The following is a 16,487-nucleotide window of genomic DNA, read 5'->3' as shown; positions in this document are numbered from 1 at the left end:
GTTACTCCTGCCCTTCAACGGGTTCTATGTCTTGATGAGTTTGCTTATGACGAATATAGAGACGATAAGCAACTTGGCCGGCAATTTTCTCGCGGTGTAACTGCCAACTGGTGGGAACATCTGCGGCGGCACTTTCAGCCTCAGCTTCAACATAAATCCAGGCGTCAGCTGTCAGCCAGTTAAACTGCTCCAATAAATTGATGGTTTCGGCCAATAAACCTTGACGAAAAGGGGGGTCAAGGAAAACCAAATCGAAAGGCTGCCCTGGTTGGGCCAACCATTGCAACGAATTAGTATTCACGACTTGCCCGTTTTCGGCACTTAATAGTGTCAGGTTACTGCTCAGTTGTTTAGCGACATGCCGATCAGCTTCCAGCAATATGGCTTCACCTGCGTAGCGCGACAGCGCTTCCAGCCCTAATGCACCGCTACCCGCAAAACAGTCTAGGCATCGGGCACCTTGAATCATAGGAGCAAGCCAGTTGAACAGTGTTTCTCGAACTCGGTCAGTGGTCGGGCGCAGGCCAGGGCTATCAGGCACAGGTAATTTACGCCCTCGCCATTTACCGCCAATGATCCGAATTTGCCCTGCTGACTGTGATGAGGCTTGTTTTGCTTTTGCTGTAGGTCGCTTTGCCATAAATCGCTTTGTTTGAAAGTTGGCCAATATTGCAGCACTGAATAAAAAAGTAGGTTCCTATTCTACCTGTGTGTGCAGTGTGGGGGAAACGTTAAACCTTTGTTGATTGAATTCACAATAGAAAGCAGCATCGTGCGCGTGTTGCTGTTCAGGGGAAAGTGATAGACTTGCGAACTATTATCTTATTTATGCAAACCCAAAGTAATTTAGAGTCCAAAAATGGCAAAAGATAAAAAACGTGGATTTTTTTCCTGGCTGGGTCTTGGCCGGCAGAACGAAGAAAATACAGCAGAGCCATTGGCTACTGAGAAAGAAGATACCGCAGAGCACGTTGCCGTAGAGCATGCGATCAGCGAGAAACCTGCTGAGGTAACCCCCGAAAGTGCGGAAACCGAATCTGTAGCAGAGCACGCCACACTCACCCCTGGTGAATGGGACGGTGCCGCGATTAATGAAGCTGCCGCTGAAATTCTACCCGAAGTGGCGGCAGAAATTGCGGCACAATCAGTTGAAGAGCCTGTCACAATCGAAGAGCCAGTCGTCAGTGAAAAACCGGCAGACTCCGCGGAAGATCCTCAGTATTTACAGCATCATTTCTCGCAGCCTCCTTCGCCGCAACAGCGCGATGATAAGAGTATTGCTGCATGGGATGACGGTACGGTTAGTGCACCAGAATTACCGTTGACACCAGACAATGCGGCTATTGATACCCCAGCACCGCAGCCAGTTGTGGAAGAACCTCTAACTGAGGTTATTGAAGATCTTGATATTGTTGATGTTAATGACGATAAAACTGACGAAGAAATTGAACCAATAGCGGCTCAAGAACAAGAGCGACCAACCAAAGAAGGTTTTTTTGCACGGTTAAAACGCAGCTTAATCAAAACCAAGCAGAATCTTGGCTCCGGTTTTATGGGGCTATTCCGTGGTAAAAAAATCGACGACGATCTGTTTGATGAGCTGGAAGAACAACTCCTGATCGCCGACGTTGGCGTCGAAACAACTCGCAAGATTATTACCTCTCTGACAGAACATGCCAGCCGTAAACAACTAAAAGATGCGGAAGCGTTGTATGGCAAACTCAAAGAGGAAATGTCTGAAATTCTGTCTAAAGTAGACAAACCATTGGATGTCAGTGGTAAAAATCCTTATGTCATCTTAATGGTTGGCGTTAATGGTGTTGGGAAAACCACCACCATCGGTAAGTTGGCACGTCAATTTCAGGCTGAAGGTAAATCCGTCATGCTGGCTGCAGGAGATACTTTCCGTGCGGCTGCAGTAGAACAACTGCAAGTTTGGGGCGACCGCAACAAGATTGCCGTTGTGGCACAGCATACTGGTGCAGATTCCGCTTCAGTCATTTTCGATGCGATTCAGGCAGCTAAAGCTCGGGGTATTGATGTGCTATTGGCAGATACCGCGGGACGTTTGCAGAATAAAGCCCACTTGATGGAAGAGCTGAAGAAGATTGTCCGAGTAATGAAAAAGCTGGACGGTGATGCCCCACATGAGGTTATGCTGACGTTGGATGCCAGTACCGGACAAAATGCGGTTAGTCAGGCAAAACTGTTTAATGAGGCCGTAGGGCTAACGGGGATTACTCTGACTAAACTTGATGGAACTGCCAAGGGCGGAGTTATTTTTGCCATTGCAGATCAATTTGGTATCCCAATCCGTTATATCGGTGTTGGGGAAGGTATAGAAGATTTACGGCCATTTAAGGCTGACGATTTTATTGAGGCTCTTTTTGCCCGAGAGGATTAATACGGATGATTCGCTTTGAACAGGTCAGTAAAGCTTATCTGGGCGGACGACAGGCGCTGCAAGGTGTAGATTTTCATCTGCGCCCGGCGGAAATGGCGTTTCTGACCGGCCATTCTGGTGCAGGGAAAAGTACCTTGCTGAAGCTGATTTGTGGTATCGAGCGACCAAGCGCTGGCCATATCTGGTTTGGTGGTCACGATATCAGCCGCTTGAAAAACCGCGAAGTGCCATTCTTGCGCCGTCAGATCGGGATGATCTTCCAAGATCACCATCTGCTGCTGGACAGAACGGTGTATGACAATGTTGCTATGCCATTGATTATCGCTGGTGCCAGTACCGAAGATATTCGTCGCAGAGTTTCTGCCGCACTGGATAAAGTGGGGCTATTGGATAAGGCGAAAAGTTTCCCTATTCAACTCTCCGGCGGTGAACAACAGCGTGTTGGTATTGCCCGAGCAGTAGTGAACAAGCCTGCGGTGTTATTGGCTGATGAACCAACGGGTAACTTGGACGATGCCTTATCCGAAGGTATTTTGCGCCTGTTTGAAGAGTTTAATCGTGTGGGGGTTACCGTCCTCATGGCAACCCACGATACGTCGTTGATTGCCCGGCGGCGCTACCCAATCCTGACCCTGAGTCAGGGGCGGATGTTAGGAGCGCATCATGGTGAATAACGCACAGAAAGCAAAAACCAAGGCGCTGAAAGGTGGCTGGCGTGAGCAGTGGCGCTATTCATGGGTTAATGCTATTGCCGATATGATGCGCCAACCACTGGCAACGCTGTTAACGGTGATGGTTATCGCCATCTCCCTAACACTACCAAGTGTGTGTTATATCGTCTGGAAAAACGTCAGTCAGGCGGCGGATCAATGGTATCCAACTCCGCAACTGACTGTTTATTTGGATAAAGCTCTGGATGATAATGCGGCAGAAAATGTCGTGACCACGCTGAAAGCGCAAGCCGGTGTAGATAAGGTTAACTATCTGTCGCGGGAAGAAGCGATGGGTGAGTTCCGTAATTGGTCTGGTTTTGGTGGTGCGCTGGATATGCTGGAAGAAAATCCACTACCAGCTGTCGCTATCATCACGCCTAAGTTGGATTTTCAAAGCTCAGGTTCGCTCGATACTCTACGTGACCGAGTCAGTAAAGTTGAAGGAGTGGCTGAAGTTCGTATGGATGACAGCTGGTTTGCTCGTTTGGCAGCACTCACTGGGCTAGTCGGGCAAGTTGCGGCGATGATTGGTGTTTTGATGGTGGTAGCGGTGTTCCTGGTGATTGGTAACAGCGTACGTTTGAGTATCTTTAGCCGCCGCGACACTATCAATGTGATGAAACTGATTGGTGCAACCGATGGTTTTATCCTACGGCCGTTCTTGAATGGAGGGGCAATGCTGGGTTTTGGCGGGGCGGTGCTATCGCTAATCCTATCTGAAGCACTGGTATGGAAGCTAGGTTCAGTTGTTACGCAGGTAGCGACGGTGTTCGGCACCAGCTTTACACTCCATGGTTTAAGTTGGGATGAGTCCCTATTGTTGGTATTGATCTCGGCTATGATTGGCTGGATTGCCGCTTGGCTGGCGACGGTGCAACATTTACGCCGATTTACACCGCAATAAAAAATGTTTGTTATACTCTTTCCCTGTAGTGTTCAGTTAAAGACAGGGAAAGAGCGGTTATTTACCTGTCTATTCTATTGGCTCTCCCTGATAGCCACAGTCGGTTATCTACCCCGATCAACAGCTAGAAACTGTGATCCAGTTTGAACTTTTTTGGCAATAACCAGTCGAAGAACACAGTGAAATGATAAGGTGCCCAGCGCTTGAATCTGTTTAAACAGATGCTAAAATATTTGCGCTGAGATGAATCTGCACTAAACATGCAATGAGAGGGTTTTGAATGACCAAAGAAATGCAAACTTTAGCCTTAGTACCCCAAGGTAGTTTGGAAGCCTATATTCGGGCTGCCAATGCCTATCCGATGCTGACTGCAGAGGAAGAGCGGGAGCTGGCTGAACGGCTGCATTACCAGGGCGATCTGGGAGCGGCTAAACAGCTTATCCTGTCTCACCTGCGCTTTGTCGCTCATGTTGCCCGCAACTATTCTGGGTATGGTTTGCCACAGGCTGACCTTATTCAGGAAGGTAATATTGGCTTGATGAAAGCAGTTCGTCGTTTTAACCCTGAGGTTGGGGTGCGTCTGGTGTCTTTCGCAGTACACTGGATCAAAGCAGAAATTCATGAGTATGTTCTGCGCAACTGGCGGATTGTGAAAGTCGCGACCACAAAAGCTCAGCGTAAATTGTTCTTCAATCTGCGTAAAACCAAGCAGCGTTTGGGCTGGTTTAATCAGGATGAAGTTGAGTTGGTTGCCAAAGAACTGGGTGTGACCAGCAAAGATGTACGCGAGATGGAATCACGCATGTCCGCTCAGGATATGACTTTTGATCCTTCTCCAGATGATGAAGCTCGTGATGGTCAATCTATGGCCCCAGTTCTGTATTTGCAGGACAAAACCTCTGACTTTGCTGATGGCATCGAAGAGGATAATTGGGACAGCCACGCGGCAGATAAACTGTCTTATGCGTTGGAAGGGTTGGACGAACGTAGCCAGCACATTATCCGTGCCCGTTGGCTAGACGATGACAACAAGTCTACGTTGCAGGAGCTTGCTGATCAGTACGGTGTCTCTGCTGAACGTGTTCGTCAGCTTGAAAAGAACGCAATGAAGAAATTACGTATGGCGATTGAAGCCTAATACGGCAACATCGATGCAGTCATACGACAAAAGGGCGATTTTAATATCGCCCTTTTGCTTTTTTGGCGCCGGTGACAGAGCACTAACTCAGTAAAACCGCCATTACTATCGCTGCCAACCTTGTGTAGTGCGAGTAAAGCCACAGGCATGCATAAAACTATCCATTACGATTCGATTTACAGCAGTGACTTGCTCATCACGCAGGTGCCAATGTCTAACGCCAGATAGCTGGCGCACTGTTTCTTCAATCAGATATAACCCCACTCCACGGCGACGCGTCACCTCCCTGATACATAAATCCTCAAGCTCGGCTTGTTCATCTTTTATCATGACTTTAACTGCACCTAACAGACGCTCATTAAAACGTGCGGCAAAGAGCGGTTTATCGTCATTAATCCATTGCTGCCAGACGGTGGGTTGCTGCTCAGGCCAAATTTTAGCTAAATCGATAAGGTCCTGATGAGTAAGGGTTGTTAATCGTTCAATAGTCAGTTTCATCGTCGTTAGACCACAAGGAAGTAAGGGTTATGGGGCTATGGTTTATTGTACTAGATCACAAGTCAGAGAGTTGTGTAAGTTTTTCTGTACGTTCACGGGGGAAAATGTTTTTTCGATACTGCATTTTCCGAGTTTTAACAGAGTAAATGATCACATATCCAGCACAACTCACTAGCATTTGTGCAAAACCCATTCAATTTAATCCTAATTTTCTGCTGTTTACACCGCTTGTTTCTGCTTGTCTCAGTTGATTTACAGCATAAAACTCCTGTTTAATGACATGAAAAATAAAGTCTTATTAGAAAAAAGCATGTCTTTTGAGACTAAATCATTATTACTTATGAAAAAAACGTTACGGCACAATAAAAAACGTTAAGACCAACACACAACACAACAAGCATGTTCACAATGACAGATGGGGAATTCGCAGATGAAATTAACAAAAGGTAAAGTGTTGCTGGCTGGGTGTATCGCAATGGCGATGAGCCATTCCGTGCTGGCGAAAGACATTAAAGTTGCCATTGTGGGTGCGATGTCTGGTCCAGTTGCTCAATATGGTGACATGGAATTTACCGGTGCACGCCAGGCTATTGCTGATATCAATGCCAAAGGCGGAATTAAAGGCGATATGCTGGTCGGCGTGGAATACGATGATGCCTGCGACCCTAAACAAGCCGTTGCTGTCGCTAACAAAGTCATTAACGATGGCATTCGTTATGTTATCGGCCACCTGTGCTCTTCTTCAACTCAGCCAGCTTCAGATATTTATGAAGATGAAGGCGTGATTATGATCACTCCGGCTGCGACCAATGCTGATTTGACTACTCGTGGCTATAAAATGATTATGCGCACCACCGGTCTGGATTCTGACCAAGGCCCAACCGCTGCGAAATATATTCTTGAGACCATCAAACCTAAACGTATTGCCGTGGTACATGATAAGCAGCAATACGGTGAAGGTTTGGCGCGTTCCGTGCGTGACAGCCTGAAAAAACAAGGCACAGAAGCCGTGTTGTTTGAAGGTGTGACTGCGGGTGATAAAGATTTCTCGACTCTGGTTGCTCGTTTGAAGAAAGAGAACGTCGATTTTGTTTATTTTGGCGGTTACTACCCAGAGATGGGCCAAATTCTGCGTCAGGCTAAACAAGCAGGTCTGACTGCCCGCTTCATGGGCCCAGAGGGTGTTGGTAACTCTTCACTGTCTAACATCGCTGGTGATGCTTCTGAAGGCATGCTGGTGACATTACCAAAACGCTATGATCAGGTTCCTGCTAACCAACCTATCGTTGATGCACTGAAAGCGAAGAAACTCGATCCGACTGGCCCATTCGTTTGGACGACTTATGCCGCGTTGCAATCGTTGACTACCGCGATGGAACGTAGTGGCAGCCAGGAACCGGCTGATTTGGTCAAAGATCTGAAAACCGGTAAACCGGTAGAAACAGTGATGGGGCCATTGAACTGGGATGAAAAGGGTGATTTGAAAGGGTTTGAATTCGGTATTTTTGAATGGCATGCGGATGGCTCCTCTACCGCAGTCAAATAACAATAATATTAGAATCATCAAGTTGTAGGGTTGCTCTTGCAGCAATCCGGCCCCTTTTACCAACTGCATCCCCCCACGTTCCGGGGGGATTTTTCCTCTCTGCACACAGTAGATTTGGCGCGGTTGGCTAGGGCAGCCAGGCAAGTGAATCAAAGGGTTAGGGTATGTCAGAGCAGTTTCTTTATTTTCTGCAGCAGATGTTCAACGGCGTTACGTTGGGCAGCACTTATGCGCTGATCGCCATCGGCTATACCATGGTGTACGGCATTATCGGCATGATCAACTTCGCTCACGGCGAAGTCTATATGATAAGCAGCTACGTCTCGTTTATTGTCATCGCCGCATTGATGATGATGGGGATCGATGCCAGTTGGTTATTGATCGGCTCCGCTTTTCTCATCTCGATTGTGATCGCCAGTGCTTATGGTTGGAGTATTGAGCGGGTCGCCTATAAACCTGTTCGCAGTTCCAAGCGTTTGATCGCATTGATCTCCGCGATCGGGATGTCAATCTTCCTGCAAAACTATGTCAGTTTGACCCAAGGTTCACGCGATCTGGCACTGCCCAGTTTAGTGACGGGGCAGTGGACGTTGGCCGAGGTCAATGGCTTTGCTGCAACCATCAGCACCATGCAGTTGACTATTTGGATAGTGACTTTCCTAGCCATGTTGGCGTTAACGCTATTTATCCGCTATTCCCGCATGGGGCGAGCATGCCGCGCCTGTGCTGAAGATTTAAAAATGGCCAGTTTACTGGGCATTAATACTGACCGGGTTATCTCACTGACTTTCGTTATCGGTGCTCTGATGGCTGCCGTCGCAGGGGTCTTGCTGGGGCAGTTTTATGGAGTGATTAACCCATACATCGGTTTTATGGCCGGTATGAAAGCCTTTACCGCAGCAGTCTTAGGCGGTATTGGCAGTATTCCGGGGGCGATGATCGGTGGCTTGATTCTGGGCGTAGCCGAAGCATTAACGTCAGCTTATCTAAGCACTGAATATAAAGACGCTGTCTCATTCGCGCTGTTGATTGTTGTGCTGCTGGTGATGCCAACTGGGATCTTAGGCCGTCCGGAGGTTGAAAAAGTATGAAACAACTCAACTTCCTTAATGCCATTATCTCCAGCTGTGTTCTGCTGGTCCTCGCCTCGTTTGTGATGGGATTGCAGTTGCAGTTAGACGGCACCAAACTCATCGTACAAGGGGCCTCAGAAGTGCGCTGGTTGTGGATTGGCGCAGCGTGCATCGTGGTCTTTTTCTTCCAGTTGGTACGCCCATTTATACAGCAAGGCATTAAAAGAGTCTCTGGTCCGGCTTGGGTATTACCCAGCTTTGATGGGACGACCCCACGGCAGAAGTTACTGGCCGCAGCAATTATTATTGCCGCAATCGCCTGGCCATTTCTGGTTTCTCGTGGCTCAGTAGATATCGCGACACTGACACTGATTTACGTCATGTTGGGCTTGGGCTTGAACGTTGTGGTTGGGTTATCGGGCCTGCTGGTACTGGGTTATGGCGGCTTTTATGCCATTGGCGCCTATACCTATGCTCTGCTGAATCACTATTACGGCTTAGGTTTTTGGGAGAGTTTACCGCTAGCGGGCATTGTTGCAGCGCTGTCGGGTTTCCTTCTGGGTTTTCCGGTTTTACGACTGCGCGGAGATTATTTGGCGATCGTGACATTGGGTTTTGGCGAGATTGTGCGAATTTTACTGCTCAACAATACCGAAATTACCGGTGGGCCGAATGGTATCAGCCAAATTCCTAAACCTACACTGTTTGGTTTGGAATTCAGTCGCACAGCGAAAGATGGTGGTTGGGATACCTTCCACAATTTCTTTGGCCTAGATTATGACCCAAGCGATCGCATCATTTTCCTGTATATGGTGGCGCTGTTATTGGTGATCCTGACTCTATTTGTGATTAACCGATTATTGCGTATGCCGCTGGGACGGGCATGGGAAGCATTGCGCGAAGATGAAATAGCCTGTCGTTCATTGGGTCTTAGCCCTACTAAAATCAAGCTGACTGCGTTTACTATCAGTGCCGCTTTTGCTGGTTTTGCGGGTACGTTGTTTGCTGCTCGACAAGGGTTTGTCAGCCCTGAGTCTTTTACCTTTGTTGAATCGGCTTTCGTGCTGGCGATTGTGGTATTAGGCGGAATGGGGTCGCAGTTTGCGGTTATTTTGGCTGCTGTGCTGCTGGTGGTTTCGCGTGAATTAATGCGGGATCTCAATGCTTACAGTATGTTGCTGTTGGGTGCATTGATGGTATTGATGATGATTTGGCGTCCACAAGGGCTGTTGCCAATGAAGCGGCCACAATTGAAGCTGAAAGTGGCAGATATCAAAGCTAAACAGGGGGAGCAAGCATGAGTACGCAACCTTTGTTAGCGGTTGAAGGGCTGTCAATGCGTTTTGGCGGATTGCTGGCGGTGAATAACGTCGGTTTGACCCTCAATCAGGGCGAGATTGTCTCCCTGATTGGCCCTAATGGAGCGGGTAAAACGACGATTTTTAACTGCCTCACCGGTTTCTATCGTCCGACAGGTGGCACCATTAAGTTACGAGATCGCCATCTTGAGGGGTTACCCGGCCAGATCATTGCCCGTATGGGGGTCATTCGTACTTTTCAGCACGTGCGTTTATTTCGCGAAATGACCGTAGTGGAGAATCTGCTGGTGGCACAGCATCAGCATCTTAAAAGTGGTGTTTTTGCTGGACTGCTGAAAACACCCGCTTTTCGGCGAGCGGAGGCGGATGCCTTAGAACGTGCTGCAACTTGGTTAGAGCGAGTAGGGTTATTGGATTTGGCCAATCGTCAGGCAGGGAATTTGGCCTACGGTCAACAACGACGTTTAGAAATCGCTCGTTGCATGGTGACGCGCCCTGAGTTATTGATGCTTGATGAACCTGCCGCTGGCCTGAACCCGAAAGAAACTGACGAGCTGAATCAGTTGATTATGGAATTACGCGATCAACATCAAGTGTCGGTATTGCTCATTGAGCATGACATGAAACTGGTGATGGGGATTTCTGATCGTATTTATGTGGTGAATCAGGGAACGCCGTTGGCGCATGGTACTCCAGCAGAAATTCGTAATAATCCTGATGTGATCCGCGCCTATTTGGGCGAATAAAACGTGGGCGAGGCATAAACATAACATGTTGTCATTTAATAAAGTTTCCGCCCATTACGGCAAGATTCAGGCACTGCATCAGGTTAGTCTGCATATTCAACAAGGTGAAATTGTGACCCTGATTGGTGCCAATGGGGCGGGTAAAACCACGCTGTTGGGGACACTGTGCGGCGAACCTCGAGCGACCGAGGGCAGTATTGTTTTCGGTGAGCAAGATATTACAAACTGGCAGACTGCGCGCATTATGCGTGAGGCGATTGCGATTGTGCCTGAAGGGCGCCGTGTGTTCTCTCGTATGACTGTTGAAGAAAACCTGGCAATGGGCGGTTTTTTTGCTGATCGTCAACAATATCAGCAGCGTATTGAGCGGGTTTACGATTTGTTCCCAAGACTATTTGAACGGCGCGCTCAACGGGCTGGCACCATGTCTGGGGGTGAGCAACAAATGCTGGCGATAGGTCGTGCATTGATGAGTCAGCCTAAATTATTGCTGCTAGATGAGCCGTCATTGGGGCTGGCACCCATTATTATTTTGCAAATATTTGATACTATTCAACAGCTAAGGGAAGAGGGCATGACCATCTTCTTAGTTGAACAGAATGCTAATCAGGCGCTGAAACTGGCTGATCGTGGTTATGTACTGGAGAATGGCCGTATTGTTCTTGAGGACACGGGGGCAGCCCTGCTTGCAAATGAGGCTGTGCGTTCGGCTTATTTAGGCGGTTAAGTATTCGGTGATTATATTTTTTTAGGCCCGCTTGCGGGCCTTATTTTATTATTTAATAGTTTTATGCTTCTGGGGTGATAGTAAAACTCAGTGTGTCGCTGTAGCTGCCTTTATCGGTAGTGTCCGTACGGTATAGGCGTATTTTAGGTGACCAACACATTTGTTCTTCACCGGTATATTCATTCGTTTTTAACTGAATAAATTTTTTATGTTTTGGTAATGTGAAACTTGTTTGGGTATTGTCATCATTTTTGAGCCTTACTCCATAATTAATAAAACTTTTCCCATTTTTTTCTTTTAATTGAAAGTGCTGGTTACTATTTGATAATCCATTTAGATTGCTGGCGCTAATCATATAACGAGTGCTTTGTACACCCATGGCTCGATAACTGATACAAAAACGATTAGCAGTTCCATTTTTCAATGGAACATATAAACCGTTAGTATCAGTCGTGTTATCAAGTAAGTGATCCAGATCGATAGATTGTAGTTGCCATACAGTCGAAGCTAAACGGAATTTGGGATCGACTTTTAGCGCCTGTGGCGCGGCATTCTGTTGAGGATCAAACGGTAGACATTGATTACCTAAAGGGCCAAAAGAAACGCCTTTTGATGAAAGTAGCGGGTATTTGGGCTTATCCACTCCACCTGTAACCAGTTCACCTCCAACAGTTGCACCGATTCGGATATATTTTAGAGTATTAGCTTTAACTGTGAATGACACGTTATAGCTACTATGCTCATTACTAAATTCCCAAGGATTATAAAATTTAATTTCTCTAATATTATCACTGGAATTATCAAATCGAGCACTGTTGAGTACAATGTTATGAAGGTGATTAATATTGATATTTAAATTGGGTGAACCATCGGCATTGTAGAAGTAGAGAGAAAGAAGGGCCTTACGTGAATGCAATGAAACATTTTTTACCTCTTCATTAGGAATATTTATTAATTTTGCCAACGCAACCCGATGGCGAGATTCTAGGCCAAACAGTTTACTCACCATATTGACATTAAAAGAAACCTTTACACTGTTATCGTCTAATAGCTGCAATGAGCAGTCGGAATATCTTTCGACTATTCCATCGTAAAAATAAGGGCTAGCTATAGCTGTGGGTTGCAATATTAATAGCATTAATCCCATTAATACTGTTTTATATTTAACGTTCACTTAGTGTCTCTCCATGACTGTCAGCTATTTGTTTCAAAGATTAATGTTAGCTGCCCGTGATACTTCCCTGCACTATTTGGGTGATTGGGCGCCAGCGCTGAAATGCGCAATATATAGTCAGTACTGGTTAAACTGGATGTGCCTTCATCTACAGTAAAAATTTCCGGAGTAGCCGATAATGGCTGCAACAGGGTACGTTCTTTGCCCCAATATACTTGTGCGGGGGAAAATGCTAATTCCTGCACGGCAGCATTATTCGATTGGCGAGTGAGTATCAGCGGATTTTTAACTGAAATTCGGAACCCAGTTTGTTGGCGTAGCTTGATTGTTATTGGAAACTCAGATTGATAAACTTCATGATCTTCTAGGCTATTATTCAGCTTTATATTGTCATACCATCCACCTTGCGGTTTTTCGACCTCAATTCTGGGCAGTGCAGTTACCTCTAGCTGGACGTCAATATCCCCAAGGGGAACTGGAATACCAGCAGAAATGGCCAGCCATGGAAAGAATAATGATATGGCCGCTATTTTTATCATATTCATAACGCTCCTTAATTTTTAATCAGTAGAACACTGCAAGTTGAATAATTTATCTTCAACCATTCCCTGTAGATTGCTGACGGTTAGTTGTCGCTGCTGTTCTGGGTAGAGATTAAAATCATCGATTCTTTCTCCCTGTGGGGTCTTCAACTGGTGCCAATGCAGGCGAGTATTACCGGTATTTTGTAATTTCAGCTTCCCGTCGATACAGTGATGCGTCCATAAGTGGTGTGGAGAATCGGGTAGATGCCTGACCAATCCCATATAACTTAGTTGAACGCCCACGACAGCACCTTGACCACCACTAACTCGCAAGTTCTTTTCGGGTACGACTGATAACCGATATACCTGTTCTTTATCAGGCGATTGCAGTGCCTTAAGTAATATTCTCCCGCTCTGATTTGGACCGAGAGTCAGTTTAGATGGCATAGCAAACAAGGATGGTTGTGACTGCTCACCAACAGAAATTAATGATTCCTGATCCGGTGGAACACCTGGGTTATTAATCTGATATAGCTGAACCCTGATGTACTCCGTCATTGAACTGTGATTGATAACGTTGACCACTGCGTTGGCTTGTTGCATTTCCAGCACATGTGGTTGAATGTCTATTGTCGCGATAGCACTGAGCGGCAGCAAACTAGCTACAACGAAGAGTAAAGGTTTCATTATCAGCCTGCCCGCTGAGTTGTTTGACTGATAAAGTGACGGGTGCACCTCGGTATAAATTTAGGCTATCTGCCAATGTGGCGTTATCGGGTGATTTGAGCTGTACAAATTTGCTGTGAACACTGCCTGTGGAACTGAGCATCAGGCCGTCAGGTGTGCATTGATGTTGCCACTGGTGGGTCTGCGCAGCTGCGGGTGGGATATGGTGGATAAGAACACCATAGCCAATACTGATGGTCATAGGCGCATGGATTTTACTTTTATCCCCATCACCTACTGCCTTGATATCAACGACTGGGTCAATATATAGACGGTATAAAGTCTCCTGCTCCGGAGACTTTAGTGGGAGTAATTTTATATCCCGCTTTTGCTTCGGCCCTAACGTAATTCGGCCTGGATTAAAGATCATCTCAGGTTGACTAATATCACTAATCGGTGTTTTCTTCTCCGGATTCATTCCCGGATTTTCTACCCGTTGCAAAGAGATATTTAAATAAAGCGGCTTATCACCACTATTGTAGACCTGTACTGTCCGGTGTTGATTCATAGCTTCTACTGTCGTGCGAGTAGGGATCGCCATTAATTGCCCATAAGCTGTAGTGATAGGGGCTAGGAATAAAGCAATAATTGGTAGTAATTTTTTATATTTCATCGTGTTTCCGTCAGTATTAATTAGAGTGGCAAAGGTAAATATGGTCACGCTGTTGGCGCATATCGCAGTGATAACGGACCGAACCATTTTGGACCGTAATATTTTTCAGCATGACGTTAGAGTTAATGGCAAATAATCCATTCGGGTGGATAGCATCGCCGGTTTCCTCAATCACCCCACTAACCGGTTTCCCCTGTGGGTCTTTAAGAAAACCGCTATAAAGCATATCGAGCGTGATATCCGCTTTACTCATAAAGACTTGGCCAGGATGTGCACGGACAATATTGACCGGTAATTGGATATTCATATCCAGATCACTGCGATCATTATGTGTACGAACAAAGAAGCGGTCTTGATAGCGCGGAACAGGAATGGCGTAGACTCCTCCCCCCGTGATCGGATTGCCTTCCGCATGGAAGCTATAAGGTGTACCTGCTAATTCCGGTGTTTTGATTAGTAATGCTGAACCGCTATAACTGCTGCGGCCTAATGCTAAACCTTGAGGGCTGACAGCTAACATGCCGCTATAGCTGACACCCCCGTTAGCTATCTTGTTATCAAGACCCGCACGGGCAGAAATATCACCACGACTGCCGCTACGTTGCGCAAAAGCGCCGATCCCATTGTTTTTTCCACTGGTACTGCCACTAATGCCCAAAGAGCTAGTACCATGGTTATCGGTGAACTCTTTTTGGTAATTAGCGCTGGTACTTAACTGCCGGCGAACATAGGCACTGTTGATGCTGGCGCTACTTTGGCGGAAAGAGAGTGTGGTATTCATAAATACCCCGTAGTTATTCTGGCTATGCCATTGCCCACCTTTCTGCACTCCAAGGGATAGGTTCAGGCCAAATTGTGGTTGTCGCCAGCCCCAACTGCTTTGAATACGGTGTTGCTGATTATTTTTATATTGATTGAATTGATAACTGAGTTGAGTTGAACCTAACCGACGGCTATAAGACGCTGATGTGCTGCCGGTATTAGGGGCATATATTGATACATTCGGTACTTGATAACGCGCCACCGCGAAATACCCCACAGCAGAATTTCCGCCATTTAAGCGCAGATAACCCCCACTACGTTTTTCCCCAGACATCATGCCCAATACAGGAGTGATATTAAGGCTGAGGAAATCTAATGGGTGCGCTATATTCCCTTCAACAGCCCAATGACGGGAATCATCAGTTAGCAATGTGAAATTAGCCTGTGCGCTTTTTATTGACATACTGCGGCCAAATTGCGCCAGATGATGAGTGCGATTTTTGTTTTGTGATGCTCCTTTTCCCATCGTCAAGAACCAACCATTATTGGTTTGAGTACCAATATTGCTGATGGTTTGACTTTCCTGGCTGATGACACGGCCGGTGTGATCGACTAATCGAATATCAATGTTGTAATAGCCACCGGGGAGTTGGTTATAATCAATTTCATTACGGCCAAGTTGTGCTGGAATACGACGAATAAGTTGATTATCACGATAGATTTCATAATCACCATCGGCAGTGGCATATAACACAAGACTGCCTGCTGAGGGTTTATCAAGGGCCAAATAGCTCTGACTCCCTAAGGTAATAAATTGGTCTAATGCTGGATTTATCAAGGTATGAATGCTGCCAGCATTATTATCCAGATTATCTTGCTTGCCAGCTCGTAAATAGAGTGCCTGAAAGTTTTTTTGTAAATACCAGCTACCGATTCCGGCCTGATTATTATTTTGATATTGCGATTGATTTGCAAGTTGATAATTATTTTTTGAGCGAGTGGTATTATAAAACCATTGTACAAAACCATAGGATTGTAGTGGTAGCCCTAGATAGCCTTGCCCACGAGCAGACATCGCACTGTAGTTTTTTGCGGTCATGCGCAGATCAAAAGATTGGTTATGTACCAGTCCCCAAGTCGTTACTGGCATTAGGTATTGGTTGTTATTATTCGTGATAGTGACTACTTGATTTATTTTATCTAACATGACGCGATGGTCTGATAGAATATAGTCACAGCCATTTTGGCATTGTAAATAAGGTATCTGCGATAAGATTTTTTCTAATAAAAAAATTGACTGTTCATCAACATGGTTATTTCGGTATTGCTGATGATCGAAGCTTAGTTGCTGTTTTTCTTCGGAGAAAAAAATCGGGGCAGGTAATGTTTTGCCATCTAATATACCCAGTAGTTGCAGTGATTTATGTTCTTCAATAGATGAAAATCCAGTTGGTACTAGATGCTCAATGGTAATGCTTTCTTCTGCACAGATGGAACCAGATGTGGAAAAAAATAAACTTAACATAATTATCTGATTGACTGCTTTGACCTTTGTCATTGGATTCCATTCCATCATTGGTTATATAATTAAAAAATAGACGCCTCTGATAAATATATTTT

At 46.0% G+C, this 16,487-nt stretch carries 16 protein-coding genes; 9 read left to right on the top strand and 7 right to left on the bottom strand.

What is annotated here, in order from left to right:
• Nucleotide 1: 1 nt before the first annotated feature.
• The gene (gene rsmD / locus HUZ92_RS15440; protein WP_145580143.1) at nt 2–640 is read right to left on the bottom strand and encodes a 16S rRNA (guanine(966)-N(2))-methyltransferase; all 639 of its coding nucleotides are present in this window, start codon (nt 638–640) and stop codon (nt 2–4) included.
• Nucleotides 641–859: 219 nt separating this feature from the next.
• On the opposite strand from rsmD, the gene ftsY reads away from it, so the two are divergent.
• From ftsY to rpoH, 4 genes are all read left to right on the top strand, one after another.
• Nucleotides 860–2,404 carry a signal recognition particle-docking protein FtsY gene (ftsY, locus tag HUZ92_RS15435; RefSeq protein ID WP_050141126.1) on the top strand — a complete coding sequence of 515 codons (1,545 nt, stop codon included), beginning with the start codon at nt 860–862 and terminating at the stop codon, nt 2,402–2,404.
• A gap of 5 nt (nt 2,405–2,409) precedes the next feature.
• Nucleotides 2,410–3,078, top strand: a complete 669-nt coding sequence (gene ftsE / locus HUZ92_RS15430; protein WP_050100988.1) for a cell division ATP-binding protein FtsE — start codon at nt 2,410–2,412, stop codon at nt 3,076–3,078.
• Complete coding sequence (gene ftsX / locus HUZ92_RS15425; protein WP_050100989.1) at nt 3,068–4,021, top strand: permease-like cell division protein FtsX; 954 nt, start codon at nt 3,068–3,070, stop codon at nt 4,019–4,021. The genes ftsE and ftsX overlap by 11 nt, the downstream gene beginning before the upstream one ends.
• Before the next feature lie 280 nt (nt 4,022–4,301).
• A complete protein-coding gene (gene rpoH, locus HUZ92_RS15420; protein ID WP_145580142.1) occupies nt 4,302–5,159 on the top strand; it encodes an RNA polymerase sigma factor RpoH in 858 nt (285 codons plus the stop codon).
• Nucleotides 5,160–5,264: 105 nt separating this feature from the next.
• On the opposite strand, the gene panM is transcribed toward rpoH, so the two are convergent.
• Nucleotides 5,265–5,657, bottom strand: a complete 393-nt coding sequence (gene panM, locus HUZ92_RS15415) for an aspartate 1-decarboxylase autocleavage activator PanM (RefSeq protein ID WP_050296228.1) — start codon at nt 5,655–5,657, stop codon at nt 5,265–5,267.
• 430 nt (nt 5,658–6,087) lie between these two features.
• Between panM and HUZ92_RS15410 the strand changes: the two genes are divergently transcribed.
• From HUZ92_RS15410 to livF, 5 genes are all read left to right on the top strand, one after another.
• The gene (locus HUZ92_RS15410; RefSeq protein ID WP_050100991.1) at nt 6,088–7,203 is read left to right on the top strand and encodes a branched-chain amino acid ABC transporter substrate-binding protein; all 1,116 of its coding nucleotides are present in this window, start codon (nt 6,088–6,090) and stop codon (nt 7,201–7,203) included.
• Nucleotides 7,204–7,367: 164 nt separating this feature from the next.
• Entirely contained in the window at nt 7,368–8,294 is a 927-nt protein-coding gene (gene livH / locus HUZ92_RS15405; protein WP_050100992.1) for a high-affinity branched-chain amino acid ABC transporter permease LivH, read from the top strand.
• Entirely contained in the window at nt 8,291–9,577 is a 1,287-nt protein-coding gene (locus tag HUZ92_RS15400) for a high-affinity branched-chain amino acid ABC transporter permease LivM (RefSeq protein ID WP_050100993.1), read from the top strand. The genes livH and HUZ92_RS15400 overlap by 4 nt, the downstream gene beginning before the upstream one ends.
• Nucleotides 9,574–10,341: a high-affinity branched-chain amino acid ABC transporter ATP-binding protein LivG gene (gene livG / locus HUZ92_RS15395; RefSeq protein WP_050100994.1), complete on the top strand. Its 768-nt coding sequence runs from the start codon at nt 9,574–9,576 to the stop codon at nt 10,339–10,341. Before HUZ92_RS15400 ends, livG begins: the two co-directional genes overlap by 4 nt.
• Before the next feature lie 25 nt (nt 10,342–10,366).
• Nucleotides 10,367–11,068: a high-affinity branched-chain amino acid ABC transporter ATP-binding protein LivF gene (gene livF / locus HUZ92_RS15390; RefSeq protein ID WP_050100995.1), complete on the top strand. Its 702-nt coding sequence runs from the start codon at nt 10,367–10,369 to the stop codon at nt 11,066–11,068.
• Between the two features lie 61 nt (nt 11,069–11,129).
• Here the strand turns inward: livF and HUZ92_RS15385 are convergent, their stop codons facing one another.
• The 5 genes from HUZ92_RS15385 to HUZ92_RS15365 are packed head-to-tail and all read right to left on the bottom strand — an operon-like array spanning nt 11,130 to nt 16,392.
• Nucleotides 11,130–12,242, bottom strand: coding sequence for a hypothetical protein (locus HUZ92_RS15385; protein WP_145580141.1), 1,113 nt, complete (start codon nt 12,240–12,242; stop codon nt 11,130–11,132).
• 20 nt (nt 12,243–12,262) lie between these two features.
• Nucleotides 12,263–12,787: a fimbrial protein gene (locus HUZ92_RS15380; RefSeq protein ID WP_145580140.1), complete on the bottom strand. Its 525-nt coding sequence runs from the start codon at nt 12,785–12,787 to the stop codon at nt 12,263–12,265.
• Between the two features lie 15 nt (nt 12,788–12,802).
• Nucleotides 12,803–13,453 carry a hypothetical protein gene (locus HUZ92_RS15375; protein ID WP_050100998.1) on the bottom strand — a complete coding sequence of 217 codons (651 nt, stop codon included), beginning with the start codon at nt 13,451–13,453 and terminating at the stop codon, nt 12,803–12,805.
• Nucleotides 13,425–14,105 carry a fimbria/pilus periplasmic chaperone gene (locus HUZ92_RS15370; protein ID WP_145580139.1) on the bottom strand — a complete coding sequence of 227 codons (681 nt, stop codon included), beginning with the start codon at nt 14,103–14,105 and terminating at the stop codon, nt 13,425–13,427. Before HUZ92_RS15370 ends, HUZ92_RS15375 begins: the two co-directional genes overlap by 29 nt.
• A gap of 16 nt (nt 14,106–14,121) precedes the next feature.
• Complete coding sequence (locus HUZ92_RS15365) at nt 14,122–16,392, bottom strand: TcfC E-set like domain-containing protein (protein WP_409350114.1); 2,271 nt, start codon at nt 16,390–16,392, stop codon at nt 14,122–14,124.
• Between the last annotated feature and the right edge of the window lie 95 nt (nt 16,393–16,487).

Source organism: Yersinia vastinensis (assembly GCF_902726565.1).
In the GTDB taxonomy this organism is placed as follows: Bacteria; Pseudomonadota; Gammaproteobacteria; order Enterobacterales; family Enterobacteriaceae; genus Yersinia; species Yersinia vastinensis.
This window is presented reverse-complemented; position numbering and strand designations above follow the sequence as displayed.